The 25,880-nt window shown below is 62.2% G+C and carries 21 protein-coding genes and 1 riboswitch; of the genes, 16 read left to right on the plus strand and 5 right to left on the minus strand.

The features are described from left to right. Positions 1-222: 222 nt before the first annotated feature. The 8 genes from HQ843_RS11865 to trpA all read left to right on the plus strand — a co-directional run bounded on the left by HQ843_RS11865 (position 223) and on the right by trpA (position 9,086). Positions 223-1,161 carry an AraC family transcriptional regulator gene (locus HQ843_RS11865; protein ID WP_180898123.1) on the plus strand — a complete coding sequence of 313 codons (939 nt, stop codon included), beginning with the start codon at positions 223-225 and terminating at the stop codon, positions 1,159-1,161. 182 nt (positions 1,162-1,343) lie between these two features. Continuing rightward, positions 1,344-2,123: a tryptophan synthase subunit alpha gene (locus HQ843_RS11870; protein WP_180898122.1), complete on the plus strand. Its 780-nt coding sequence runs from the start codon at positions 1,344-1,346 to the stop codon at positions 2,121-2,123. Next, complete coding sequence (locus tag HQ843_RS11875) at positions 2,116-3,591, plus strand: xylulokinase (protein ID WP_180898121.1); 1,476 nt, start codon at positions 2,116-2,118, stop codon at positions 3,589-3,591. The genes HQ843_RS11870 and HQ843_RS11875 overlap by 8 nt, the downstream gene beginning before the upstream one ends. A gap of 40 nt (positions 3,592-3,631) precedes the next feature. Next, a complete protein-coding gene (locus tag HQ843_RS11880) occupies positions 3,632-4,549 on the plus strand; it encodes a sugar ABC transporter substrate-binding protein (RefSeq protein ID WP_180898120.1) in 918 nt (305 codons plus the stop codon). Between the two features lie 69 nt (positions 4,550-4,618). Further along, positions 4,619-6,133, plus strand: coding sequence for a sugar ABC transporter ATP-binding protein (locus HQ843_RS11885; protein WP_180898119.1), 1,515 nt, complete (start codon positions 4,619-4,621; stop codon positions 6,131-6,133). Beyond that, positions 6,130-7,062, plus strand: a complete 933-nt coding sequence (locus tag HQ843_RS11890; protein ID WP_180898118.1) for an ABC transporter permease — start codon at positions 6,130-6,132, stop codon at positions 7,060-7,062. The genes HQ843_RS11885 and HQ843_RS11890 overlap by 4 nt, the downstream gene beginning before the upstream one ends. A 1-nt stretch (position 7,063) precedes the next feature. Beyond that, entirely contained in the window at positions 7,064-8,251 is a 1,188-nt protein-coding gene (trpB, locus tag HQ843_RS11895) for a tryptophan synthase subunit beta (RefSeq protein WP_180903488.1), read from the plus strand. Between the two features lies 1 nt (position 8,252). Further along, the gene (gene trpA, locus HQ843_RS11900) at positions 8,253-9,086 is read left to right on the plus strand and encodes a tryptophan synthase subunit alpha (protein ID WP_180898117.1); all 834 of its coding nucleotides are present in this window, start codon (positions 8,253-8,255) and stop codon (positions 9,084-9,086) included. Positions 9,087-9,092: 6 nt separating this feature from the next. Here the strand turns inward: trpA and HQ843_RS11905 are convergent, their stop codons facing one another. The 4 genes from HQ843_RS11905 to HQ843_RS11920 all read right to left on the minus strand — a co-directional run bounded on the left by HQ843_RS11905 (position 9,093) and on the right by HQ843_RS11920 (position 12,767). Further along, positions 9,093-9,794 (minus strand): Crp/Fnr family transcriptional regulator, encoded by a 702-nt coding sequence (locus HQ843_RS11905; RefSeq protein WP_180898116.1) that lies wholly within the window; start codon positions 9,792-9,794, stop codon positions 9,093-9,095. Between the two features lie 135 nt (positions 9,795-9,929). Then, entirely contained in the window at positions 9,930-11,198 is a 1,269-nt protein-coding gene (locus HQ843_RS11910; RefSeq protein WP_180898115.1) for a TRAP transporter large permease, read from the minus strand. Further along, complete coding sequence (locus tag HQ843_RS11915) at positions 11,195-11,698, minus strand: TRAP transporter small permease (RefSeq protein WP_180898114.1); 504 nt, start codon at positions 11,696-11,698, stop codon at positions 11,195-11,197. Before HQ843_RS11915 ends, HQ843_RS11910 begins: the two co-directional genes overlap by 4 nt. A gap of 70 nt (positions 11,699-11,768) precedes the next feature. After that, positions 11,769-12,767, minus strand: a complete 999-nt coding sequence (locus HQ843_RS11920) for a TRAP transporter substrate-binding protein (protein ID WP_180898113.1) — start codon at positions 12,765-12,767, stop codon at positions 11,769-11,771. 376 nt (positions 12,768-13,143) lie between these two features. Between HQ843_RS11920 and cysD the strand changes: the two genes are divergently transcribed. Genes cysD through cysQ form a run of 3 tightly spaced genes read left to right on the plus strand, consistent with a single transcriptional unit; the run spans position 13,144 to position 16,735 of the window. Next, on the plus strand, positions 13,144-14,043 hold the full coding sequence (gene cysD / locus HQ843_RS11925) for a sulfate adenylyltransferase subunit CysD (protein ID WP_180898112.1): 900 nt from the start codon (positions 13,144-13,146) through the stop codon (positions 14,041-14,043). Beyond that, positions 14,043-15,935 carry a bifunctional sulfate adenylyltransferase/adenylyl-sulfate kinase NodQ gene (nodQ, locus tag HQ843_RS11930; protein ID WP_180898111.1) on the plus strand — a complete coding sequence of 631 codons (1,893 nt, stop codon included), beginning with the start codon at positions 14,043-14,045 and terminating at the stop codon, positions 15,933-15,935. Before cysD ends, nodQ begins: the two co-directional genes overlap by 1 nt. Positions 15,936-15,940: 5 nt before the next feature. Next, positions 15,941-16,735, plus strand: a complete 795-nt coding sequence (cysQ, locus tag HQ843_RS11935) for a 3'(2'),5'-bisphosphate nucleotidase CysQ (RefSeq protein WP_180902222.1) — start codon at positions 15,941-15,943, stop codon at positions 16,733-16,735. A 108-nt stretch (positions 16,736-16,843) separates the two neighbouring features. On the opposite strand, the gene HQ843_RS30035 is transcribed toward cysQ, so the two are convergent. After that, positions 16,844-17,083, minus strand: coding sequence for a glycosyltransferase (locus tag HQ843_RS30035; RefSeq protein WP_180898110.1), 240 nt, complete (start codon positions 17,081-17,083; stop codon positions 16,844-16,846). A 331-nt stretch (positions 17,084-17,414) separates the two neighbouring features. Between HQ843_RS30035 and HQ843_RS11945 the strand changes: the two genes are divergently transcribed. The 5 genes from HQ843_RS11945 (at position 17,415) to HQ843_RS11965 (ending at position 25,781) form a co-directional block, all read left to right on the plus strand. Beyond that, complete coding sequence (locus HQ843_RS11945; RefSeq protein WP_246710357.1) at positions 17,415-18,557, plus strand: glycosyltransferase family 4 protein; 1,143 nt, start codon at positions 17,415-17,417, stop codon at positions 18,555-18,557. Positions 18,558-19,117: 560 nt separating this feature from the next. Continuing rightward, complete coding sequence (locus HQ843_RS11950) at positions 19,118-21,232, plus strand: GumC family protein (RefSeq protein WP_180898109.1); 2,115 nt, start codon at positions 19,118-19,120, stop codon at positions 21,230-21,232. A gap of 222 nt (positions 21,233-21,454) precedes the next feature. After that, on the plus strand, positions 21,455-22,594 hold the full coding sequence (locus HQ843_RS11955) for a lytic murein transglycosylase (protein ID WP_180898108.1): 1,140 nt from the start codon (positions 21,455-21,457) through the stop codon (positions 22,592-22,594). 123 nt (positions 22,595-22,717) lie between these two features. Further along, positions 22,718-22,820, plus strand: a riboswitch (TPP riboswitch). A 126-nt stretch (positions 22,821-22,946) separates the two neighbouring features. Then, positions 22,947-24,776: a TRAP transporter large permease gene (locus HQ843_RS11960; RefSeq protein WP_180898107.1), complete on the plus strand. Its 1,830-nt coding sequence runs from the start codon at positions 22,947-22,949 to the stop codon at positions 24,774-24,776. A gap of 12 nt (positions 24,777-24,788) precedes the next feature. Then, positions 24,789-25,781, plus strand: a complete 993-nt coding sequence (locus HQ843_RS11965; protein WP_180898106.1) for a TRAP transporter substrate-binding protein — start codon at positions 24,789-24,791, stop codon at positions 25,779-25,781. The last annotated feature ends 99 nt before the right edge of the window (positions 25,782-25,880 follow it).

Consider the following 25,880-nt stretch of genomic DNA (forward strand, 5'->3'; position numbering starts at 1 on the left):
CCTTCTATCTTCGAACAGGAGGAAGCGTTCTCCGCATGGCCCTGGACCCCGGCTCAAGGCCGGGGTGACGGAAAACTCGCAGGCGGCCGTGTTCGCCAATCCTGTGGCGACCATCTGCGATGATTGTGCCGCGCTGGACTTGATGCCACGAATTGTTTCAATATTCTTGTTCGCAGCGGCAGGGGGGCCGCATGTCCTGGAGGGGTGAAATTGGAGAACAGCGTGAGCTACAGGGCGAGCGATCCGCTCGAGGCCGAATACTACATGACCCGGTCGTTCTGCGATCATCGCCTTGAGGTCTATGCCGGCCGTCAGGTCGGCTTCCGCCACCACGCCGTCAAAACCGCCTGCGGGGCTTTCAACCGTCTCGAATATGGCGCCGAGATCGAGGTCAGCGCCCGTGGTTTCGAAGAATTCTACATGCTCGAAATGCCGCTGAGTGGCGGGGTGCGGATCGATTTTGGCAATGCCGAGATCAATTCCGCGCCGGGGCAGGCGCTGCTGCTCTCGCCCGGCCCTCGGTTCCGGTCGCGCTGGCAGTCCGCGACCCGGCAGTGGATGCTCCAGATCGACCGCTGTCGTCTCGAACAACGAATTGCCCGCCTGACCCATCGCGACCGCGCCGAAACCCCGATCTTCGACCCGGTGATCAATCTGGAGACGGCCCACGGAAGGCGGCTTCTGGAGGCCTTTCAGGTGCTGGCGGCCGACCTTTCGGATGGCGCAGGCGACGAGGACGACCCGCAGCGCGAGGCGATTACCGACCGGATCATCGACCTGATTTTAGGCAATGTTCCATATCTGAACGGCCGTTCGGTGGTTCCCGACCGCCTGAGCGCCACGCCGCGTCACGTGAAGCGGGTGATGGAGATGTTTCATGCCCGGTTCAGCGAGCGGCTGTCGATGTCGGTGATCGCCCGGGAAACCGGCGTCTCGGAACGCGCTCTCTATGAGGGTTTCCAGCGCCATTACCAGAAGTCGCCCTACGAGATGCTGACCAGGGTCCGGGTGGAAGAGGCCCGCCGGCTCATCGTCGAGGAGGGTGTTGCGGCCAGCGATGCGGCCCGGCGCGTCGGCATCCGCCATCTCGGCCGGTTCTCGTCCACCTATCGTGCCTTCTTCGGCATTCTGCCATCTCAGGATAGCAAAAGCCGGCACTGAAGACGGCTGCCGCCTTGGTCCGGCGGCGTTTCGATGCGCGCCTTATCCACATTCTGCATAAATCAGCGTCCGGCGCGGATCGAAGCCCGCGCGCGGGATGACAACCGCGTGACATTGCCGCATCTTCCCCAGCAACGGCGAAGGACGCCGGTTTGGAAAATGGACGGCGAGGCGGATTGGCAATGAATGCCGGTATCGAGATACAGGAAAGCAGGACGGGCGGGCGGGGCTTGCCGGCAACGCCGCTTCTGAGCTGCTATTTCCCGTTGGGAGATGCCCGGGTCTCCACCGAGCTCCTCGATATCTATGCCGGCGAGGGCGTCGACGTCATCGAGATCGGCATGGCCTCGCCAGATCCCTTCCTCGACGGGCCGGATGTCCGCCAGTCCATGCTGCGCGCCGATCGCAATCGCTGGCGGGCGGATCTCGACGCGGTTCTGGAGCGGCTGGCGCGGTTTCGAAATCCGCCGCGCGCGCTGTTGATGACCTATGCCGATCCGGCCCATCCCGGGCTTGGCGATGCCGGTCTCTGGCGCGGGCTCGACAGTCTTCTGGTGGTGGCAAGGCAAGGCGATCCGCTGGCGGCGCGGCTGGAACGGGCTGCCACAGACGCCGGGGTAGCGCTCTCGCCGTTTCTGTCGCTGCCGTTGGATGAAATGGCCATGCAGCGCGCGCGCGACGCCGGTTTCTATATTATGCTGCAGGCGCATGCGGGCGCGACCGGACCACGCGAAACGCTCGATCCCGAAAGCGCCGGGCGCATCGCGCGGCTGCGCGCGGCGGGCGCCGGCAAGCCGATCCTTCTGGGTTTCGGCATTTCGGGCGGCGGGCAGGCGCGCCAGGCGATGGAACTCGGCGCCGATGGCGTCATCGTCGGATCAAAGGTGCTGCGCGCAGCCCTTGCCGGCGGCGATGCGCTGCGGGAGCTGTTGCGTGATCTCAGGAGCGGGCTCGATGCGTGACGATGCCTATGTGATCGGCTTCGATATCGGCTCGACCGCCGTCAAGGCCGGACTTTTCACCCTTGGCGGCGCGGTGGTCGATCACTGGAGCCGGAATTATCCGACCGAACGGCCCGGCCCGGGCCTCGTCGAGCAGGACCCGCAGCACTGGCTCGATGGCGTGCGAGACGCGATTGACGGCCTGCTTGACGGTCGCGACCCGGAGCGGGTGGTTGCCGTCGGGCTTTGCAGCCAGGTCAACACCGATGTGTTCGTGGATGCGGCGGGAAACCCGCTCGCGCCCGCCATCGTCTGGCAGGACGTGCGGGCCGCGCGCGAGGCCGAGGCGCTCGACAGGACGATCTCGCCGGAAGAGAAAAAGGCATGGTGGGGCGCGGACATGCCGATCGGCGCGAGCCATGCGCTTGCCAGGATGATGTGGTTTCAAAAGCATCATCCGGACCTCTGGGAAAAGACCCGCTACGTGCTGTCGCCCAAGGATTATTGCCTGCTGCGGCTGACGGGAACGGCGGTTGCCGATCCGATCGCGTCCTTCGGCCATGTCGGTCTCGATCTCAGCTATATCGATCCGCTGATCGCCCGCGTCGAGGGTGCTGCCGAACGGCTGCCGCCGCTTCGCTTCTTCACCGATATCGCCGGCGAGATGGCGCTTGGCAGCCACGCCCGCCGCGTTCCGGTGATCGTGGGCACCATGGATGCCTGGGGCAATCTGTTCGGCTGCGGCGTGTTCAGGGCCGGGCAGGGCATGTATGTCAGCGGCACCAGCGAAATTCTGGCGCTTGCGGGCGAAAGACGCATCGGCGCGCCGGGCGTTGTCACCTTCGCCGCCGTCGATGATCTGGTCGTCAATGCCGGACCGACGCAGAGCGGGGCGGATTCGCTGCGCTGGTGGAGCCGCACCGTGGGCGTCGAGCCGGCCGATGTCGCGGCCCTTGCCGGAAAGGCCGACCGCGATGGCCGGCCGGTGCTGTTCCTGCCGCATCTGGAAGGCGAGCGTGCGCCGTTGTGGGACGCCGATATCCGCGGCTCGTTCATCGGCCTCGACAGCCGCACAAGCGGGCCGGAATTCGCGCTCGCGGTGCTGGAGGGGGTGGCGCTCTCGGCCCGGCATCTGTTCAATTCGCTGACCGAGGCGGCGGGTTACCGCCCCGAATGGCTGCTTTATGGCGGCGGCGGCGCGCGCTCGGATCTGTGGAGCCAGATCCGTGCCGATTGTCTCGGCGTGGCGCTTCACCGGTTCTCCTATAATGACGTCGGCTGTCTTGGCGCGGGCATCATGGCGGCGGTCGGCGTCGGGGCGTTTGCGACGATCGCGGAGGCCGTTCCGGCCATGACCTCGGTCCAGACCGTGTTCGAGCCCGACCCGCGCCGGGCGCGGCGCTATGACCGCATGTTCGAGGCCTATATCAAGGCCATCGATGCGCTGAAACCCATCGGAATCATCGAAACGGGCGACCCGCCCCGCTAACGGGTCAGACATGAGCCAAAGAAACGAGAGGAACAGTCACATGAAACTGATCGGAACAACCCTTGCAGCGCTCGCGCTGTCATTTGCCGGAACAACCGCCGCATTCGCGACCGATGTCACCATTCTCACCCCCTATATCAGCTCGATCCCGACCAATGAGATGGCGCAAAGCTTCAAGGCGGAAGGCGAGAAACGCGGCTGGAACGTGACCATCATCGACACGCGCAACGATTTCGGCCAACTCGCCTCGCGCATGGAAGACACGGTCAACGCCAAGGCCGACGCCATCGTGCTGATCTCGACCGATCCGGGCCAGGTCGGCGATCAGGTCGACATGGCGGCGGATGCCGGCATTCCGGTGATCTCGCTCGACGGCTCGAAGCACGACAATGTCGATGTCAACGTCACCTCGAACAATTTCGAGCTCGGCACCCAGCTTTCCGAGGCGCTGTTCAAGGCGCTGGACGGCAAGGGCAATATCGTCAAGTTCTTCCACTCCGCCCATCCGGGCGTTCACCAGCGCGAGCTGGGTCTCGATGCGACGCTGGAGAAATACCCGGATATCAAGGTGATCGCCGATCATTTCGTCAAGGTGCCGGGCCCGGTCGATGACGGCCGCATCGCGATGGAAAACATCCTGCGCCAATATGGCGATCAGATCGACGGCGTCTGGGCCGCCTTCGACGATCCGGGCATCGGCGCGGAACTGGCGACGGAATCGGAACTGCCGGATTCCAGCCTGATCATCATGGGCATTGACGGCAACGAACAGGCCGTCGACATGATCAAGTCCTGCACCCACTACAAGGCGACCTTCCGCCAGGATTTCCCCGGCATGGCGGCGGTCGGGGCCGAAGAGCTTGAAAAAATCCTCGGCGGCGGCGCGGCCGAAAGCGATGAAATCTACGTGCCGGCGGTCATGATCACGCCGGAAACGCTCGGCGTGACCTGCCCCTGACGCGCCGTTTTAAAACCGGAGCTGCCGATGCCGGCGGCTCCGTCTCTCACATTTCACGGGGCAATCAACATGTTGCTGAGCATCACAGGGCTTGAAAAGCGCTTCAGCGGCGCGCGCGCGCTTGCCGGCGCTGATCTTGCGGTCGAGGCAGGCTCCGTGCACGGGCTTCTGGGCGAAAACGGCGCCGGCAAGTCGACCCTGATCAAGACGCTTTCCGGCCTGATCGCGCCGGATGCGGGCGAGATCCTGATCGACGGCAAGCCGGTCGCAATCGAGAATGTCCGCCATGCCGAGGCGCTCGGCTTTCGCTTCATCCATCAGGAACTGAGCCTGGTGCCGCATTTCACGGCGGTGGAGAATGCCTTTGTCGGCAGGCGCTACCCGAAACGCGGCCCGTTCATCGACCGCGGACAAATGGCTGCCGAGATCGCCGAGACCGCCCGCGATATCGCGCCCGACCTGCCGCTCGACGTGCCGGCGGCACGGCTGACCACTGGCCAGAAACAGCTTGTCGAGATCATCCGCGCGCTGATCGGCGAACCGGCGCGACTGGTGGTGATGGACGAGCCCACGGCCTCGCTGTCGGATGGCGAGGCGCGGCGGCTATACCGGGCGGTTGCGCGGCTTGCCGAACGCGGCGTCGCCGTTATCTTCATCTCCCATCGGCTCGACGAGGTCATGGAAATCTGCGACCGGTTCACCGTGCTCAGAAACGGCGCGACTGCCGGGGCAGGGGCCATCGGCGATATCGATCGGGCCGGCCTCGTGCGCCTGATGTCCGGTCGCGAGGAAGTGCGGCTGACGCCGGCTTCGATGACGGTTGGCGCTCCGACCGTGCTGAAGGTCAGCGACCTGCCTTTCGGCGCGCATGGCTCGCGGGTTTCCTTCGATATCCGGGCCGGCGAAATCCTCGGCCTTTACGGCCTTGTCGGCGCGGGCCGGTCTTCGCTGATGAAGATCGTCTGGGGCGCGACGCCTCATGGCGAGGGCGAAATCAGCCTTGAAGGCAAAGTGCTTCGTCCGGGCCGCATCGGCGACCGGATCGCGCGCGGCGGCGCCTACGTGCCGGAGGATCGCCGCCACGAGGGGCTGATCGTGAGCCGCACGATTGCCGAAAATCTTGCGATTTCCAATCTTGCCTCCGTGCGCGCTTCCTCCGACCTGCCCTGGACCAGCGTTTCCGCACTGAAGCGCCGGGCGGAACAGGTGCGTGACGCGCTGTCGGTCAAGATGGGCTCGCCCTTCGCCAAACCGCTGACGCTGTCGGGCGGCAACCAGCAGAAACTGCTTTTCGGCCGCTGGCTCGGACGGCCGGTCCGGCTTCTCATTCTGGACGAGCCGACGCGCGGCGTCGATGTCGGCGCGAAGGCGGAAATCCACGCGGTCGCGCGCCGTTTCGCCGATGAGGGCGCGGCGGTGCTGATGACGACCTCCGACATGGACGAATTGCTGGCGCTCTCCACCCGCGTTCTCGTGCTCGCCGGCGGCGAGGTGACCGCAGAGCTTGCCGGCGCGGCGCTCACGCCCGCGCGCATCATCGACGCCGCCTTTCAACATCAATCACGGAAAGACCCCGCAGCATGACCGGTCTCGTCAGACGTTACGGCACGCTCGCCGCGCTTGTCGTCATCATCGTCGCCTTCTCGATCGCGTCTCCCAATGCGTTCGGTTCGGTGAACAACCTGATCAACATCACCCAGCAGATGACCCTGCTCGCCATCGTCGCGATCGGCGCGACCGTCGTCATGGCTGTCGGCGAGTTCGATCTTTCGACCGCCTCGATCGTGTCGTTCGGCGGGATTTTCGTGGTCGTCCTGTTCAAGCTCGGCGTACCGGCCCCGCTTGCCTGCGTGATCGTGCTCGCGGCGGCTTCCGTGTTCGGCATGGTCTCCGGCTTCGTGGTTGCGCGTTTCGAGGTGCTGTCCTTCATCGCCACGCTGGCGGTCGGCACGATCGTCGGCGGCATCACCTTCTGGCTCAGCGAGGGCGCGACGCTGTTCGGCGACATTCCGGCGGGCTTCCGCGATATCGGCCGCGGCCGCACATTTGGTCTTCCTACGCTGACCTGGTGGCTGATCGGCATCGCCATCCTGGCCTGGCTGATCCTCGACAAGTTCGAGATCGGACGCAGGCTCTACGCGATCGGCGGCAACCGCGAGGCGGCGCGCCTTGCGGGCGTGCGGATCGTTTCCAACACGATGTTCGCCTTCATCGTCTCCGCCGTGTTCTCCGCGCTGGTCGGCATCCTTTTGACCGCGCGCATCGGCTCGGCCGGGCCGACGGGCGGCGGCGGCTATCTGCTGTCTGCCTATGCGGCCGTGTTTCTCGGCATGACCGCGTTTCGTGAGGGCGAGGCCAATGTGCCGGGTACGCTGGTGGGCGCTGCGATCATCGCGGTCATCGGCAACGGGCTCACCATTCTCGGCGTCTCCACCTTCCTGCAGGATATCATCACAGGAACCATCATCCTGGCCGCCGTGCTGGTCCGCCGCGCCGGAAAGGAGAGGGGCTGACATGGTGCGCACACAAAAACGGGAAGCGCGTCCTGGCCGCTACGGCTCGTTCGGGGGCCAGTTCGTCGCCCCCGTCCTGCTTCCGGTCCTCGACAGGCTGGAGGCGGCGTTCCGCAAGGCCTGGGCGGATCCCGCCTTCCACACGGAACTGACCTTCCTTCTCAACCGCTTCGTCGGCCGCCCGACGCCGCTGTTCGATATTCCGGCCTTTCCCAGCCGCGCCGGCGGCGCGCGGATCGTGCTGAAACGCGACGACCTGACCTTCAATGGCGGCAATTACGCCAACTCGGCCGTCGGCCAGTGCCTGCTGGCGCGCCGCATGGGGCTTTCTTCCGTCGTGACCGATACCGGCTCCGGCCAGAACGGCATCGCGGCGGCGGCCACCGCGGCCCGTTTCGGCATGGGCTGCATCATCTACATGGGAACGCGCGATGCCGCCCAACAGCCGGCGGCGGTGAAGAAGATGCGCCTGTTCGGGGCGAAGCTCGAAATCGTCGACGACGCCGACCGGGCGCTGAGTGCCGCCACCAGCGCCGCGATCCGCCACTGGATGGGCCATTCGGCAACCGATGCCTATCTCGCCGGCGCGCCGATCGGCCCGCATCCCTATCCCGAAATGGTGGCCGCCTTCCAGTCGGTCATCGGCAAGGAAACCCGGCTCCAGCTCATCGAGGGCGGCATTTTTCCGGCGGCGGTGTTTTCCGCCGTCGGCGGTGGTTCCTCGACCATCGGCCTGTTTTCATCCTTCGTCGACGACCTCGCGATCCGGCTGGTCGCGGTCGAGGCCGCAGGTTCCGGCGAACCGGGCGCGCTGCATTCCGCCCGGCTTAAGCATGGCCAGCGCGGCATTTTCCACGGGGCGGAGACCCTGGTTCTGTCCGACGGCGAAGGGCAGATACTGCCGGCGGCCTCGATTGCGCCGGGGCTCGCCTATCCGGGTTCCGCGCCGCAGCTTGCCGATCTGGTCGAGCGCCGACGCGTCGAGACCGTTTCGGTGACGGATGGGCAGGCGCGCGCCGCCGTGCGCAGGCTTGCCGAAACCGAGGGCGTTCTGCTTTGCCTGGAGGCGGGACACGCGCTCGCCGCCGCCGAGCATGTGGCGCGCACGATGGAACCGCATGAGGTGGTCGTGGTCATGGCGCCGTCATCGGGAGACAAGGACATCGATATTCTCTGGCAGGATGACTGACATGGCGAAAAAAACCGACAAACGCCCAAATCGCATCGACGCCATGTTCGCCCGGCTTGCAAGGGAGAAGCGCAAGGCGTTCGCGACGTTCACGGTCGGCGGCGATCCGACATTCGGGGAAAGCCTCGCCCGGCTGAAGACATTCGTCAAGGCCGGCATCGACCTGATCGAGATCGGCTATCCGTTCTCCGATCCGATCCTCGACGGCGCGACGATCCAGAAGGCGAACCGGCGCGCGCTCGCCGCCGGCGGCAATCTTTCGAAGACCTTCGAACTTTGCACGGCCTTCAGGACCGGGGACGACACGACCCCGCTGGTGCTGATGGGCTATGCCAATCCGATCGTCGCGCTCGGCTATGAGCGGTTTGCGCAAAAGGCGGCCGAGGCCGGGATTGACGGCATCATCGCCGCCGACCTTCCGCTCCGCGAGGCAGGCGATCTGTTGAAGGCGCTCGCCCGCCACGGGCTCTACATGATCCCGCTGGCAGCGCCGACGCTGGAGGCCAGGGATTTCGCAGCGGATCAGCCGGGGCTCGGCGGCTTTCTCTATTGCATACCGGTCGTCGGCCCCACCGGCGGCCCCTCGGCCTCGCAGGATGCGATTGCGGAAGCCGTCGAACGCTGCCGTCGCCAGGTCCGGCTTCCGGTCATGGTCGGCTTCGGCGTCAAGACGCCGGAGATGGCGGCGGGCGTTGCGAGCGTCGCCGACGGCGTTATCGTCGCCACCGCGCTGATCGACGCGTTCCTGGCGCTGGAACAGGAAATACCGGTCTCCGATCCCGCATTCCATAGCCGCATCGCGGAAACGGTGGCGAGGTTCCGGGCCGCGATATAGCGCGGTTCATGTTGACTGAAGGCTTCTCAGTTTCGGCAGGTCGTGGATATCGATGGAATTGTATCCGACCTCCAAGATGCCGTCCGCCTCAAGTTCCTTGAGCACCCTGTGAACACTCTGTCGGGAGACCGCCAGCATCGCGGCGATATCATATTGATTGATCGCGATCTGCTTTCGGTTCGTTTTTTCAGGGTGAAATCCAAGCTGGTCGATATAGTTCAGGAGGCAGCGCGCAACGCGGGCGGTGAGGCTGCCCGGAGCAAAACGATTGAACGATATCAATGACATCCGAACACGCAGACACATGAACTGAAGCATCGCCTTTGTCAGTTCAAGATCGGAGAAGATAAACTCCCTGAACTGATGGGCCGGAACGAAAATGGCCGTGCATGCGCCATTCGAGGTGGCGTGATGGCTCGGGCGCTTGCCATCGAGCACGGACAGGAACCCGAAAACGTCGCCGGCCATCAGATCTCCGGATAGAAACCGGTCTCCGCTTTCAACGATGTTCTCCAGCCTGATGCTGCCGCGGATAATGAAGTAAATTCCGTCCACGGGGGCACCAAGCCTGGCGATCGGCTGGCGGTTGGCGAACTTCCTGACCGAGGCAAGCGCTGCGAGCTGCTCTTTCTGCTCGGAGGTCATCCCGCCCAGAAACTGATGGGTGTCGCTGAACACCCTGAAAAGCTGGGCAACACTTTCTGCCATATTCGCACTCCCTCGCTGCCGGCCGGCGGAAGAATGTAACAAAGGATACAATCCCGCAATCGGTTTTCCATCCGGTCGCTCGTGGAGACGGGGAGATTTCGTGTTTTCGGTGATCCGGCTTTTGCCGGCAATGCTTTACCGAGCGTTGACCAGCGCCATTGCAATCCAGGGCTGGAAGGTCACCAGCAGCAGGCACAGGATCATCAGCAATACAAAGGGTATGGCCGCCCGGCAGACGAACCCGAAATTTTCCTTGAAGGCCGTCATCGCCACGATCAGGTTCAGCCCGAGCGGGGGTGTCAGAATGCCGATTTCCAGGTTCAGAACGATGATCACGCCCAGATGCGTGCTGCCAACGCCGTAAGCCTCGGCCAGCGGCTTCAGCAGCGGCGCGGCGATGGCGATGGACGACGCCGTATCCATGAAGCAGCCGATGGCCAGCAGCAACACATTGGTCAGCAACAGGAACATGGTCTGGTTGTGCACATGGTCCGTCATGAACGCGATTATCTGGTCCGGGATCCGGTGTTCGGCGATGACCAGATTGAGGGAAACGGCGACGGCGATCAGCGGAAACAGCGCGCCCACCAGCTTCGCCGATTCCACGCATATCTGAACATAGTCGCGGGATTTCAGCTCCCTGTAGAACACGACCTCCACCACAAGCGCATAAAGCAGTGCAATGGCGGCGGATTCGGTCGGGGAGTAATAGCCGCTGTAGATTCCGCCGAGCAGTATGACCGGCATCAGGAGGGCCGGAATGCCCCGAAAGGCGGCCTTGCCCAGATCGGTCAGGCTGAAAGGCTGGCGCGGTACCTTCCAGTTGACGGCGATGGCATAGATCGAAAACACGCCTGTCAGCAGAAGTCCCGGTCCGATGCCGGCCAGAAACAGGTCTGCGATATTGGTTTCGGTGACGACGCCATAAAGGATCATCGGCAAGGACGGCGGGATGACGATGCCCAATGTGCCGCCCGCGCACAGCGCTCCCAGCGCAAAGGACCGGGAATAACCGTTCGCGATCAGCGCCGGATACAGGACCGATCCCACCGCCAGCATCGTCACGATGGAAGAGCCTGAAATCGCGGAAAACACCGCGCAGGACAGGATCGTGGCCACCGCCAGTCCGCCCGGAATGGACCGGGTCAGCGCGGTCATGACCGCCACCAGCCGCGCGGCGATGCTGCCCCGGCCCATCACCGCGCCCACAAGGATGAACAGAGGCACCGACAGGATCAACTCGCGATCCATCGTCGCCCACATGTCCTGAAGCAGATATTCAAGCGCGCCGCCGCCCCAGACAAGGTGGATGATGGCGGCGACGAACATCAGGATCAGCACCAGCTCGACCCGAAGGATCAGGAGCAGGACCGCGATCCCCAGCAGAACCAGAGCCACTGTCATTCCGTCTGTTCCTCTTCGGCGGGCCCCAGTTCGGGAAAGGCCGCATAGATCAGGTGGCGCAGGGCGGAGATGACAAATGCGACGGGCAGGACCATCTGCACCGGCCAGATCAGCCAGCCCAATGTCAGGTCGCGATCTCCGATCATGCGGGAAAACAACACCATGTTCAGGGCGCCCCATGCCAAGAACAGCAGGATTGCAGCCGAGGCGACCCGACCGGCGCGGCGCGCGGGCATTTCGGCGCGGCCCTGGGTGACGAAATCCAGGAATTTGGGCCTGAGATGCGCGCCGCTGGCGGTGGCAAGCCCGAAACCCGCCATGGCGCACAGAATCAGTGCGTAAACCGCAAACTTGACGGAGCCGAACAGTCCCTGCGCGAAGACTTCACGCCCGATCACATCCATGGACAGGGCGGCCAGCACGGCCGAGAAGGTCAGAATGACGATGGCTTTCTCGATGGTCGATATCACCTTCAGAAAGCGTCGGAGCATGCGGATCATGAGGGGCTTCTTCTGGAGAAACGAACGGGAACACGGCTGGCAGCGCGTCTCCTGCTTCCGGCTTCAGGCATCATGATCCACAGTCAGCCTTTGCGGTCTGGACGGCTTCGAAAAACCCGGTGGCATCGCCACTCAGTTCGCTCAGGGATTTGTCCCAGGTGGCGTGCGCCGCATCCTTCCAGAGCTGCTCCTGCTCAGGCGTCAGGTGGACGATCGTGCCGCCGGTTTGCGTAAGCTTCTCCGACATTATTTTCTCAAAGGCATCGATTTCCTGCAGCTTGGCGTCGAATTCCATCACCGACAGGGCGTCGGTCAGGGCGGCCTTCTGCTGATCGTCGAGCTTGGCCCAGCTCCGCGGCGACATGATCACCGCTCCCAGACTGAACAGCACGTCCGCCCGGGTATAGACGGGCAGGGTCTCGGTCAGCCCGGACGCCATCGCATAGCTCAGTCCGAAGTTCACCGCGTCCACCAGATGCGTGCTTGCCGCGGAGGGGGTGTCTTCGGCCGGCAAGGGCAGGGGCGTGGCGCCGATCGACTGGAAGAAGTTGATCGAAGATCTGGAGGGGGCGCTGCGCACCTTCTTGCCCTTCAGGAGATCCGGCGACACCAGCGGCACGGATCCGACCATGGCCTGATGCTCGACAGGAGCAAAGGTGAGCAAGTGAAATTTCCTCCCCGCCGCCTTCCGGGCCGTTTCGGTCAGCTTGGGAACCACGCACACGGTCTGTTCGTCGCTGTCGAACATGAACGGGAACATCAGCGTATCAAACTCGGGCACGATGCCGGACAGGATCGGCAATGATCCCGACCACATATCGATCCTGCCGCTCAAGGCGCTTGTCAGGGTGTCGCCCATTGAGCCAAGCTGTCCGGCGTAGAATATCTCGATCTTGACCTGACCGTCGGAAAGCTCTTCGACTTTTTGGGCATAGGCCTGCGCCTGCCTCGCCCAGATCGTCGAGTCCTGAGCGCCGGTCGCCAGTTTCAGCGTTACCGGTTCGGCCTGCGCCGCGGTCGCCATGCAGGCGATAAGGGCGGTCAGCAGCCCTTTGACAGAAATCCTCATCGGCCTCCCCCGGATGATTGGTTCAATTGATAAGTTTAGCCGCGAACCTTCCCGCGGATTGTCCAGATTGTTACGTTTCTCCCGATTTCGTCGTCCGGGCGAACCCGCGGAACTGACCGAGCCTGCTGTAAAATGAGTGATTTACCTTTGTTTCGAGCATGGCATGACTGTCATCCTTTGAGTAGTGCCTTTCACGCGGAACGGTAGAACAATCTCGCATGCCGCCGGCCCTTGCCAGGGGTCGGCAGGCCCGTAGGATTTTTTTCCAAGAACCCTGGGATCAATGGTCAAAATGAGATTTACTTCTCATGCTGAACCTTTATTCATAGGCCGCATTTAGAAAATTCGGTTTCATTCATATTATCGGGAATATTCAATGGCTCTTACCCATTTGCAGAGACTGGAGGCGGAATCGATTCACATCTTCCGCGAGGTCGCCGCAAGCTTTTCCAGACCGGTGATGCTGTATTCGATCGGCAAGGATTCGTCGGTGATGATGCATCTGGCGATGAAGGCGTTCTATCCGGCAAAGCCGCCGTTTCCGTTCCTCCATGTCGACACGACCTGGAAGTTCCAGGCGATGTATGACTTTCGGCGGCAGATGGCGGAGGATCTGGGCATCGACCTTCTGGTCCACGTCAATCCGGATGGGGTTGAGGGCGGCATCAATCCCTTCGATCACGGCTCCAACACCCATACCCATATCTGGAAGACGGTCGGTCTCAGACAGGCGCTCGACAAATACGGCTTCGACGCCGCTTTCGGCGGCGCGCGGCGCGACGAGGAGAAATCGCGCGCCAAGGAGCGGATATTCTCGTTCCGCAATGCGCAACATGCCTGGGACCCGAAGAACCAGCGTCCGGAAATGTGGAAGACCTACAATACCCGCGTCGGCAAGGGTGAATCGATCCGGGTTTTCCCGCTGTCGAACTGGACCGAACTCGACATCTGGCAATATATCATGAAGGAGAATATCCCGATCGTGCCGCTCTATTTTGCGGCGAAACGCCCGGTGGTCGAGCGCGACGGCGCGCTGATCATGGTCGATGACGCGCGCATGCCGATCGGCCCGGACGAGGCCGTGACGGAGAGGATGGTCCGTTTCCGCACGCTCGGATGCTATCCGCTGACGGGCGCCGTGGAATCGGATGCCAGCGACTTGCAGGCGATCGTGCGCGAGATGCTGACGGCCAGAACCTCGGAACGTCAGGGCCGCATGATCGACAAGGACGAAGCCGGCTCGATGGAGAAGAAGAAGCGCGAGGGGTATTTCTGATGGTCGAGGATTTCTCCGGCGACATGATCGCCTATCTCGCCGAGCAGGAAAAGAAATCGCTGCTGCGGTTTCTGACCTGCGGCTCTGTCGATGACGGCAAGTCGACCCTGATCGGCCGGCTGCTTTACGATACCAAGCTGATCTTCGAGGACCAGCTCGCCTCGCTCGAACGCGACAGCGCCCGGCACGGCACCACCGGCGAGGACATCGACTTCGCGCTGCTGGTGGACGGGCTGGAGTCCGAGCGCGAGCAGGGCATCACCATCGATGTCGCCTATCGCTTCTTTGCGACCGCGAAACGCAAGTTCATCGTCGCCGATACCCCCGGCCACGAGGAATATACCCGCAACATGGCCACCGGCGCCTCGACCGCCGATCTTGCCATCGTGCTGGTCGACAGCCGCCAGGGCATTCTGCCGCAGACCCGCCGGCATTCGTTCATCGCCTCGCTGCTCGGCATCCGCCATATCGTGGTGGCGATCAACAAGATCGACCTGATGGATTATTCGCAGGAGGTCTACGACAACATCGTCGCCGATTATCTGGAATTCGCGAAGGATCTCGGGTTCGAGACGATCGTGCCGATCCCGATTTCGGCGCGCTACGGCGACAATGTCACCCTGCCTTCGCAAAACATGCCGTGGTATCAGGGGCCGGCCCTGCTTGACCATCTCGAAACGGTTCCGGTCGCCTCCGATCTTGCCGAAAAGCCGTTCCGGATGCCGGTGCAGCTCGTCGTCCGCCCCAACCTCAATTTCCGCGGCTTTGCCGGACAGATCGCGTCCGGCCGGGTTGCCGTCGGCGATCGGGTCACGGTCGCCAAGTCCGGAAAGTCCTCGACGATCCGCCAGATCGCGACCATGGACGGCGATCTCGACAGCGCCGAGGCCGGGCAGGCGGTGACGCTTGCGCTCGATGACGAGATCGAGGTCTCGCGCGGCAATATTCTGGTGGCTCCCGATGGCCGGCCAGACGTTGCTGACCAGTTTCAGGCGAAGATCATATGGTTCGATGCAGAGGCGATGATCCCCGGCCGTTCCTATATCCTGCGGACCGAGGCCGACCAGACGCCGGCGACGATAACCGCCCTCAAATATCAGGTGAACATCAACACTTTCGCCCATGAGGCGGCCAAGGCGCTCCACATGAATGAAGTCGGGGTGTGCAACATCTCGACCCAGGCGCCGATCGTGTTCGATGCCTATGCGGACAACCGCGCCACCGGCAATTTCGTGATCATCGACCGGATTTCCAACAAGACCGTCGGCGCCGGCATGATCGATTTCGCGCTGCGCCGGGCGCAAAATGTCCACTGGCAGGCGGTCGAGGTCAACAAGAAGGCTCATGCCGATCTGAAAGCCCAGACGCCGGCGGTGCTGTGGTTCACCGGACTTTCGGGCTCGGGCAAATCGACGGTCGCCAACGCGCTGGAAAAGATCCTTCACGCCAAGGGCAAGCACACCTACCTGCTTGACGGCGACAATGTCCGCCACGGCCTCAACCGCGATCTCGGTTTCACCGCCGAGGACCGGGTCGAGAATATCCGTCGCGTGGCCGAGGTGGCCAGGCTCATGGCCGATGCCGGACTGGTCGTGCTGGTGTCCTTCATCTCGCCGTTCCGCTCCGAACGGCGGTTCGCGCGCGAGATGATGGATGATGGCGAGTTCATCGAGATTTTCATCGACACCCCGATCGAAGTCTGCGCCGAGCGGGACCCGAAGGGGCTCTACAGAAAGGCACAGGCCGGCGAGATCGCCAATTTCACCGGCATATCCTCGCCTTACGAAGCGCCGGAAAACGCCGAACTTCACCTTCACACCGTCGGCCACGATCCCTTCGAGCTGGCAAGCCGGATCGAGGAATTCCTCACCAATCGGGAGACGGGGGAATGAGCGCCATGGCCGATATGCAGCAGGTCTTTCTTGATGCGGCGCTTGAAGCCGGCAGGGCGATCATGTCGATCTACGAGAACGGCATAGACGTGTCCTACAAGGACGATCACTCGCCGGTGACGGCAGCCGATGAGCAGGCCGAGGCGATCATTCTCGCCCATCTCGCCCGGGCGTTTCCCGACATTCCGGTGATCGCCGAGGAGAGCGTCGCCGCCGGCGTGGTTCCCGATATCACCGGCAAACCCTTCTTCCTGGTCGATCCGCTCGACGGGACAAAGGAGTTCATCAACAGGCGCGAGGACTTCACGGTCAATATCGCGCTTGTCGAAAACGGCGTGCCGGTCGCCGGCATCGTCTATGCGCCGGCCAAGGGCGTGGCTTACCGCACGACAGCCGAAGGCGCAGAAAAACTGATTGTTGCGGATGGTGCCGTGGTGCGATCCGAAGCGATCAGATGCCGCTCCAGAGGCGAGGTTCTGACCGCGGTTGCCAGCCGGTCGCACAACAGTCCGGAGACCGAGGATTTCATGCGGAAGATCGGGGTCTCCGATTTCACCTCCGTGGGCTCGTCGCTGAAATTCTGCCTTCTCGCAGAAGGCGTTGCCGACGTCTATCCACGTTTCGGGCGGACAATGGAGTGGGATACCGCCGCCGGCGATGCAGTGCTGCGCGCCGCCGGAGGCGCCACCGAATGTGCGGACAGCACGATCTTCGTGTATGGCAAGACCAGACAGGATACCGACAGCGATTTTGCCAATCCGCCCTTTATCGGATGGGCCGATCGGCTTTCTCGTCCCTAAACCGCGATGTATTTGCGCGGCCCCGGCCGTGCGGATGCGCTTCCTGGATTCTCTCCAGCCCATTTCGCAGTCAGATGGAGTGCCCCGGCTGCGGAATGGTTGAAGCATTCATAACGATGTCCACTGCGGCTTCGACGCCATTCTCCTGACGGAGACGCGAGGCCGGATTTCCGGCGTTTTGGCGCAGATGCGTGTTCGACACCGCTGCTCTGATGGCCGCCGCCAACGGGACGAGGTCGCGAGCACGACGTCGAAGCCCGCTGATTGCAACCCCTTTGCCAGAGCCAGAAAAGGCTCGACGTCGCCGCGGGTGCCATAGGCGCTGATGAGAATTCCTTTTGCCGACATTCGCTGTCATTCCTCTCCGTTTGTTCGTTGTGGTTGTAGATCGCATGTTGTACAGAGATAGGTTGAAGTCTCATATGGTGTACCCTATCTGGCCGCGCAGCTTTTCATGACCTAATAAATCTTGTGGTTCTCTGTTGACGAGGTGCTGCTATATGGTAATTTAACGGTAGATTGATTACACAATGCTTGTAATTTTTACATCCTTACATTTTTTAGTTGTCCCGCTTTCCGGGTTACCACTCTACATTTCATAGTTGTATTTGATTTTGATTGATTGATTAAATTTGAACGGCCTGGTCAGCCATGTTTTTTTTCAGGGGTGCCACCATTCATGAGTGGGTATTTTTTTCAAGCGTTAGCGAGTGCGTTCGTCATTTCAGCCGTGATTTGCGCTGTGATTTTGTCGACTCGAAAGTTCCACCTCAGATTGTCGGATCGTCGAAAGGATACCGCGGCTGTTCAGAGCGCTCACCGGGTGCCAACGCCGAGAATCGGTGGAGTTGCCATCCTGATCGCTCTCGTGGCGTTCGGCCTCGTTATACCCGATACGACAGGTCATCATCTCTGGTTGCTGCTTCCCTCTCTTGTGCCTGTCTTTTTTGCCGGCCTGGCAGAAGATCTCGGCTTTCACGTATCGCCGCGCAAACGCCTGCTCGCCGCCGCGATATCGTCGTTGCTCGCGATCCTGTTGTTCAAACTCTGGATTCCGAGAGCGGATATTCCCCTGATAGGCGCACTTATGGCGTTTACGCCGTTTGCGATCGCCATAACCATTTTCGGTGGGGCCGGTATCTGCAATGCGTTCAATCTGGTCGATGGCGTCAATGGCCTGTCCGGTCTGATCGCCGTTGTCGTTGCGGCTTCTCTGGCGGCTATTGCCGCCCAGAACGGCTTGTTCGAGGTCAGCGCCTGGTGCGCCGTTGTCATCGGTGCGATGCTCGGCTTTCTTGTCTTCAACTTTCCGCTGGGGAAGATTTTCCTGGGAGATGCCGGCGCCTACGGCATCGGTCACGTTCTCGCATGGCTGGCATTCCTGATATTGAACTTCATTCCGGATCTGACACCGTGGGCGCTGCTGCTGATATTCTTCTGGCCGATCGCGGACACGATGCTCGCGATTTTCCGCCGTCGCATCGCCGGGCGTCCCGCCGACCAGCCGGACAGGCTGCATTTTCATCAACTGGTCATGCGCGCGCTTGAGATCAGTGTCCTTGGCCGGAATGCGCGGCATATCAGCAATCCGATGACGACGGTGATCCTCGCGCCGATGTTCACGGTGCCCGCTATTGCCGGGGTGTTGCTCTGGGACAAGCCGGCGGCGGCTGCTATTTCTCTTGTCTTTTTTGCTGGCCTGTTCGTGGCGGCCTATCAGTTCGGAGCCCGTTTCACGGCCAGCCTTCGCCTTCAGTCCGGCCATAGGGTTCAATTCAACTGGGCGCAGTATAAGAGACTGTCCCATAAAAAAGATGTGTGATTGCGCGTGGCGGCAGGTCAAGCATGGGGCTGGACACAGGGCATTGCGCGCAGCGTCTGGTATGACAGGGACACGTGAAGACGGACCGCTGTCGGCAGCTTGCGCTTTCCGGCATTTTCAGTGACTATGAATTCTGGTTTTGACGGGAAACTATTTTGATCAAGCTTGAGCAACCCGCACCACCGCTTTCTGGCGGTCGCCGCTGTCCTGGGCGTTGCGCGTGATGCGGGTGTTTTCATTCTTCCCGGATATTTGTGGTTCTGGCCCGGCCATAGACCCCAAGTCATTCAGTACACTGTGCGAGACAGGCCGCAATGTGGCAGGCTGGCACGGGAGCTTGCGTCCCGGCATGCCGCGCTCTTATCTTCCGCTCCGGACATTTCTCAGTCAGGTTGACATGCGCAAGAATGCGGCAGGTCGCGACGACTACGGCCGGGAACTTGACTGGTCGGCTCGCTTGGTCTATCGCCCGGCCGGCTCACACTGGGAAAGACTGCGAAAAGAAGCGGGATCGATCGAGGGCATAACCAACACGTTTTACACCTGAGTATTTGAGCAACATGCTAAATAGCAAAACCAATACTGAAAATGACGAGGTCGACCTCCAGAAAATATTTTTTATTTTCTGGAGGCGCAAATTTCTGATTGCGGGGATATTCAGCCTGTTTGTTTTGGCGGGGGGGTATTACGCCGTCAAAATGACGACGCCGATCTATCAGGCATATTCGGTCACGATGGTGAGCAGCCAGGCAGAAAAAATTATCGATCTGCCGAGCGTCCTTGCGCAACTCGGTACAGACGATGTCGCGCTGCAATCGGAAATCGAAGTGATCAGGTCGCGAATTCTGCTCGGAAAAGTTGTCGATACTCTCAATCTGACGGCGGATCCGGAATTCAACGGGGCCTTGAGTGAACCGACGGCGGTTTCGAAACTTGTCGCCTACGTCAAGAGTCTGTTGCCAACGGGTTCTGAGCCCGTCTCCAAGGCCGTCGCTCCGGAGCGGACGCGCGACCGGGTGGTGAGCGCCCTGCTGGATCATTTCACGGCAAGCGTGGTTCCCGACACCACCACCTTCAGGATAACCGTGAGCTCAGAGAACCCTGAAAAGGCTGCGCTGATCGCCGACACGATCGCTGAACAGTATGTGCAGCGCCAGATCGATGTCAAACGCGGCGCGACGGTCGATGCGATCGACTGGCTCAGCGAACGGGTTGCCGAACTGAAGGTTGCGCTCGAAAAGTCCGAAAATGCCGTAAAGCAGTTCAAGACCGATACGCCCTTGACCACGCCGGAAGTGTTGAGCGGGCTGGAGCGGCAATTGAAGTCGATTCGCGATCGCATCAGCGAGACCCGCCAGAGGGTCGCAGCCTCGGACGCTTTGTTCGCGAAACTCGAGCAAGCATCGAATTATGAGGACAAAGCCGTTCTGTTGGGCGACCCGACGCTCATCGACCTCTCGGCCACCGCTCCAGGCAATAGAAACGATGCCGCGCGTTTCAACACGAGGATGGAGACCCTGCTTGTCGATCGCCGCAGGGACGCGGCCGAGATCAAGAGCCAGCTTGCCTCGTTGGAGACCGCGGAAACGGCGCTTGAGACAAAAATTCAGACCGAGAGTTCTGCCTATCTCGAACTGGAGCAGTTGACGCGGGAAGCGGAAGCCAACCGAACGCTATACGAATATTTTCTGGCGCGTCTCAAGGAGACTTCCGCCCAGCAGGGGGTACAGCAGGCGGACAGCGTCATTCTTTCCTATGCTGTCGTCCCTGAGATCGCGAGCGCCCCGAAAAAGAAAAGAATCGTTCTTCTTGCCGGCCTTATGGGGCTCGTTCTCGGTGGTTTGCTCAGCCTGCTTCTCGAGATGCGTAACAAGACCTTCAAGACATCGCAGGAGCTTGAGGAACTGACCGGTTTGCCGGTGGTTGGCATGTTGCCTCTGGTGCCCGCGAAACACCGGGGCGATTTCTTCCATTACCTTCAGACTCATTCGACCTCGCCGTTTGCCGAAGCGATGCGCAATCTCAGAACGTCGGTTGTGCTCGCCAATCTCGACAGTCCGCCGCAGGTGATCATGCTTTCGTCTTCCATCCCTGGCGAGGGAAAGACAACGAGCAGTATCGCGCTGGCGCTTAATTTTGTGAGCATGGGAAAGAAGGTCCTTCTGGTCGAAGGCGACCTGCGGCGGCTGACGTTCCACTGGTATTTCGGTAATTCCAAGAACGATGCCGGTCTGATTTCCGTGCTTTCGGGAAAAAAGACTCTGGAGGAAGCCGTCTTCCATCATGACGAACTCGATATCGACATTCTCTTTGGTGAGCGCTCAACGAAAAATGCGGCCGATGTTCTTTCCTCCCGAAAGATGGATGAGCTTCTTCGCGAGGCCCGGTCCAAGTATGATTTCATCATCGTCGACGCGCCGCCGGTGCTTATCGTTCCCGACGCACGCGTGCTCAGCCAGTTTGTCGATTCCATTCTCTTCCTCGTCAAATGGGATTCGACCCATCAGAATCAGGTGGAAGAGGCGATCCGGTCGTTTGAAGAGGGCAAGGTCGAGGGCCTGGTCCTGAACCAGATCGATCCCGACGGGTTCAAGCGCTACGGCTATAATTACGGCTATGGCTATGGCTATGCCGCCCACTACGGCGACAAATATTACGATATGGACGGCGACTAGAGCATCGGGCGATGAGTTGGCATCGCCCGATGCTCTAGATTCTTTATTTCGACGCGTCGGGTTAACGAAAATCCGGATGCCGGTTTTCCGTTCGGTTGCGCGCAAAAGCAACGCGATGGCGTATTTTCGGATCAGGACCGTGGCGCCCGAGATGATCTCTCGCACTTTCCGGCGGCGGGTCATTGCGTTAGACTCGCTCATCGTCGAAACGGGATCACCGGTATGTATCTGACACGGCGCGCGTTTTCTCTCGGAGCGATTGCCTCTCTGCTTTCGGCCTGTGCAGGCAATTCGGCCGGAGGTTTTTCGTCCGTTTCTGATCCGGCGATGCGCCCGGTTGCCAATCCCGCATGGGATTCCTGGGTGGCCGGGTTCAGGAAACGCGCCGCAACACGCGGAATTTCCGACGGAACGCTGACGGCGGCCTTCGCCAACGCCGGCTACACGCCGGGCGTCATCGAGCGGGATCGCAACCAGACCGAATTCAACCGCACGCTAGAAGATTATCTGGCCATCGCCGGATCCGACGAGCGGGTCGCCAAGGGGCGCGCCAATTATGCCCGCTATCGCGATGTCCTGGAGCGGATCGAGGCGACCTACGGTGTCGACGCCAATGTCATTGTCGCCATATGGGGGCTGGAAAGCATGTATGGCGAGCGGCGCGGCAGCACCCCGGTGGTTTCCTCGCTCTCGACGCTGGCGTTTGACGGGCGGCGCGGGGTGTTCTTCGAAAACCAGTTGGTCGGCGCGCTGAGGATCCTGCAAAACGGCGACACCACCCCCGAACGGCTGACCGGAAGCTGGGCGGGCGCCATGGGCCACACCCAGTTCATTCCGACCTCCTACCTGGCCTACGCCGTCGATTTCAACGGTGACGGCCGTCGCGATATCTGGGACAGCGACCCGACCGACGCGCTTGCGAGCACGGCCAATTATCTTGCCCGCTCCGGTTGGCGGAAAGGCCAGCCCTGGGGCGGCGAGGAGGGCTCGCCGGGCGCCGCCGCCGCAACCACCAGGATACAGCCCCAGCCCGGCGGCCCGGTCTTTGTCGTGGGGCCGAATTTCAACGTCATCAAGCGCTATAACAATTCCACCAATTATGCGTTGGGCGTGGCATATCTCGCCGACCGTATTGCGGGCGCGGGCCCGCTGAGGGGCGGTTTCCCCGCAGACGGTTATGGTTTCACCGCCGATCAGCGCAAACAGCTGCAATCGCGGCTTGCGGCGGCGGGCTACGATGCCGGCGCCGTCGACGGCGTATTCGGCGACCAGACCCGCGCGGCGATCGCCGCCTACCAGCGGCAGAACGGGCTGAACGTCACGGGCGAACCGTCGATGGCTCTGCTGCTCAGGCTTCAGTGAGCCCGCGCCGACAGAGTGTACCCGACAGGCTTTTCCGGATATCGCGGGCTCCCGAAATTCCCGCCGCCGGGCATCGCGTACGCGCCATGCCATTGACAGAGGCCTGAAAGGCGGACAAAACCTGACTATTCCGAGGGGTGCATCATGCGATGCTGAGACGGCGCTGAGCCGGACCCTTGAACCTGATCCGGGTCATGCCGGCGTAGGAACGGAAAATTTGGCCGCTTCGCCATTGTGTTTCTCTTCTCCGCCGGTCTCCGTGATTGCAACATCCTGGAGATCGCACCATGAAGCCTTGCCTCCCGATGAGAACCGCAGGCCGCCAATGGCGCCGCCGTCTGGGCGACCGTTCATGCGTCAGGCCGTGCCGGCCGTGACCCGGGCTGCAACGGTCACCCGTCGCGCGGCCGGACGGCTTGCGGACGGGCTGGAAACCGCCCTCGGTCTGCTCGCCGCGGTTATCCTGATGGCGATGCTGGCACTTGTCATGGCCGGCGTCTGCCTGCGCTATGTCTTTCACACCGGCGTCATCGGCATGGAGGATCTCGGCATCTGGCTGAACATCGGTCTGATTTCCGCGGGCCTGCCATTGACCTTCTCCGGTCCGCTGTCGATGCGGTTCGACGGTCTCGCAAAGCGCTTGTCCGGTCGCGCGTCCGGGATGCTGCGCGTCGTGGCCGACGGCGTCAGCGTTGTCGCCGGGCTGATCCTCCTCGTCGGCGGCATCGGCGCGAGCCTCGGGCTTGGCGGCATGTCGCCGACGCTCGGGCTGCCGGAATGGGTCCGCTTCACCTTTCCCGCCTTCGGCGGTCTGGGGCTGCTCGCGCTGCTGTGCCTGCGCCGGCTGGAGCGGTCCGCCGGTTGGCCCCTGCTTCTCGCCCTCATCTTCGGCGGCGTTGTCTATGGGGCGGTCGGCCGACTTGCAATCGACGCCGGGCTGCCGGCAAGCCTGCCGCTGGTGGTTGCCGCCTCTCTCGGCTTGCTGGCGGGCGCGCCGCTCGCCCATGTCTTTCTGGCATCGTCCTATATCGCAATCGCCTTCGGGGCGCTGCAGACGGAACAGGCGATCATCGTCAATAGCGTTGCCGGAATGTCTAAATTCCTGTTGCTGGCGATCCCTTTCTTTCTCCTCGCGGGCGCGTTCCTGAAACTGTCGGGCGCGGCCGGCAAACTCGTCACATTCGCGGCTTCGCTGGTCGGCCATTATCGTGGCGGGCTGGCGCAGACGACGCTGTTGACCGGCGTTCTGTTTTCAGGAGCATCCGGCTCCTCCGTTGCCAATGCCGCGTTTTCCGCCTCGACGTTCCATCCCGAACTGGTGCGTCACGGCTATCCGCCCGCCCGCGCCGGGGCGCTTGTCGCCGCGTCCTCCGTTCTCGACAATGTCATTCCCCCATCGATCGCCTTTCTCATACTGGCGACGGCGACCAATCTTCCGGTTGGCGCGCTGCTCGTCGGCGGGCTGTTTGCCGGCCTGCTGATGGCCGCTTTTCTCGCCGTCGCCATAAGATTTGCGATGGCCGCCGCGAGCGGCGGGCCGCCGGCTTCGGCAACCATGCGCAAGCGTGCCGGGATCGCGGCCCTGCCGGCCTTCGGTCTCGGCCTGATCGTGGTGTTCGGCATTCGCCTGGGCATCGTCACGACCACGGAGGCGGCGGCGCTGGCGGCCATGTACGCGCTCATTCTGGCTGTGCTGTCCCGCCGCTCCGGGGGGAGCCTTGTCGCGGCCTTCCGCCAGTCGGCCGCCGAGGCGGCGGCGATCGGCCTGCTGATCGGTGCGGCGGCCCCGGTCGCCTTCCTGCTGGCCGTCGACGATATCGCCGGGGTGGTGAGCCAGGCCGCCATGATGCTCGGGGGCGGCGCTGTTGCCGTCCTCCTCCTCGCCAACGCAATTCTGCTGCTCGCCGGTCTGGTGATGGATATCGGGGCGGCGATCCTGCTTTTCGGACCTGTCCTTCTGCCGGTCGCCATTTCCGCCGGGATCGATCCGATCCGCTTTGGCGTCATTCTGGTCGTCAACCTGATGATCGGCGGGCTCACGCCGCCGGTGGGCATGCTGGTGTTTGTGGTCGGCGGCGTCACCGGTCTTTCGCCCGAGACCCTGTTCAGGGCGATGCGTCCATTTCTTCTGGCGCATGTCGCCGCCTTGTTCGTCCTCAGCGTCCTCGCTGTTGTTTTCTGAAAGGATGTCCCCATGTCTTCTCTCAACCGCCGCGAATTGCTCAAAACCGCCGCCGGAGCATTTCTTGCCGCCCCTGCCACTATTCGGACCGCCAGCGCCGCCACGCGCGATATCGTCGTCGCCTCGCTTCTCGGCGAGGACAAGCCCGAAACCCGGGTCTGGCGCTTCTTCGCCGATGCGGCCGAGCGGCGGCTTCCGGGCCGGTTCCGTTTCCGGATCGTGACCAATGGCGCGCTGGGGGGCGAAAAGCAGGTGGCGGAAAATATCCGCCTCGGTTCGGTGCAGGCCAGTCTCTCCACCGTTTCGGCGCTTTCGGCCTGGGTGCCGCAATTGCAGCTGCTCGACCTGCCATTCCTGTTTCGCGATGCCGGTCATCTTCGCGACGTCGTTAACGGTCCGGTCGGCGAGGACCTTGCGGAAAGGCTTGCGCGCGAGCAGTTCATCGTTGGCGGCTACATCGATTACGGCGCCCGCAACCTGCTTGCCAGGGAGCCGGTCACGCGGCCCGGGCAGATGGAGGGCAGGACCATCCGCGTCATCAACACGCCGCTCCACACCCGTTTATGGAGTGCGTATGGCGCGACGCCGGTCGGCATCCCGATCACCGAAACCTATAATGCGCTCGCCTCCGGGGTCGCGGATGCGATGGATCTGACGAAGTCGGCCTATGCCGGGTTCAGGCTTTACGAAGTGGTTCCGTTCATGACCGAGACCGGTCATATCCGCGCCTCCGGGGTGATCTATTTTTCGGCCGGCTTCTGGAACAGCCTGGACCCCGACACGCAGGCCGTGCTCAGCGCCATCTCATCCGAGGCCGCGCTCTATTTCAATCGCCTGATCGTCGAGGACGAGGCGCAATCGGTGGCCCTTGCGAGCGCCAGTGGCGCGACCTTCCTTGAGCCGGAGGATATGGACGCCTGGCGCGCGGGGGCGCGGGCGGTCTGGTCCGATTTTGCGCCCGTCGTCGGGGGGATGAGCGCGATCGAGGCGGTCGAGCAGGGCTGATCTGCATTGCGCCCGATATGGCCTTTGCAGGGCGCTGCCGATCTTGACAGCGGATTTGATAAGGACCACCAAGCCTTCAGGAGCATTTCCATGGGAGCG

This window comes from Martelella sp. NC20, from assembly GCF_013459645.1.
GTDB lineage: Bacteria > Pseudomonadota > Alphaproteobacteria > Rhizobiales > Rhizobiaceae > Martelella.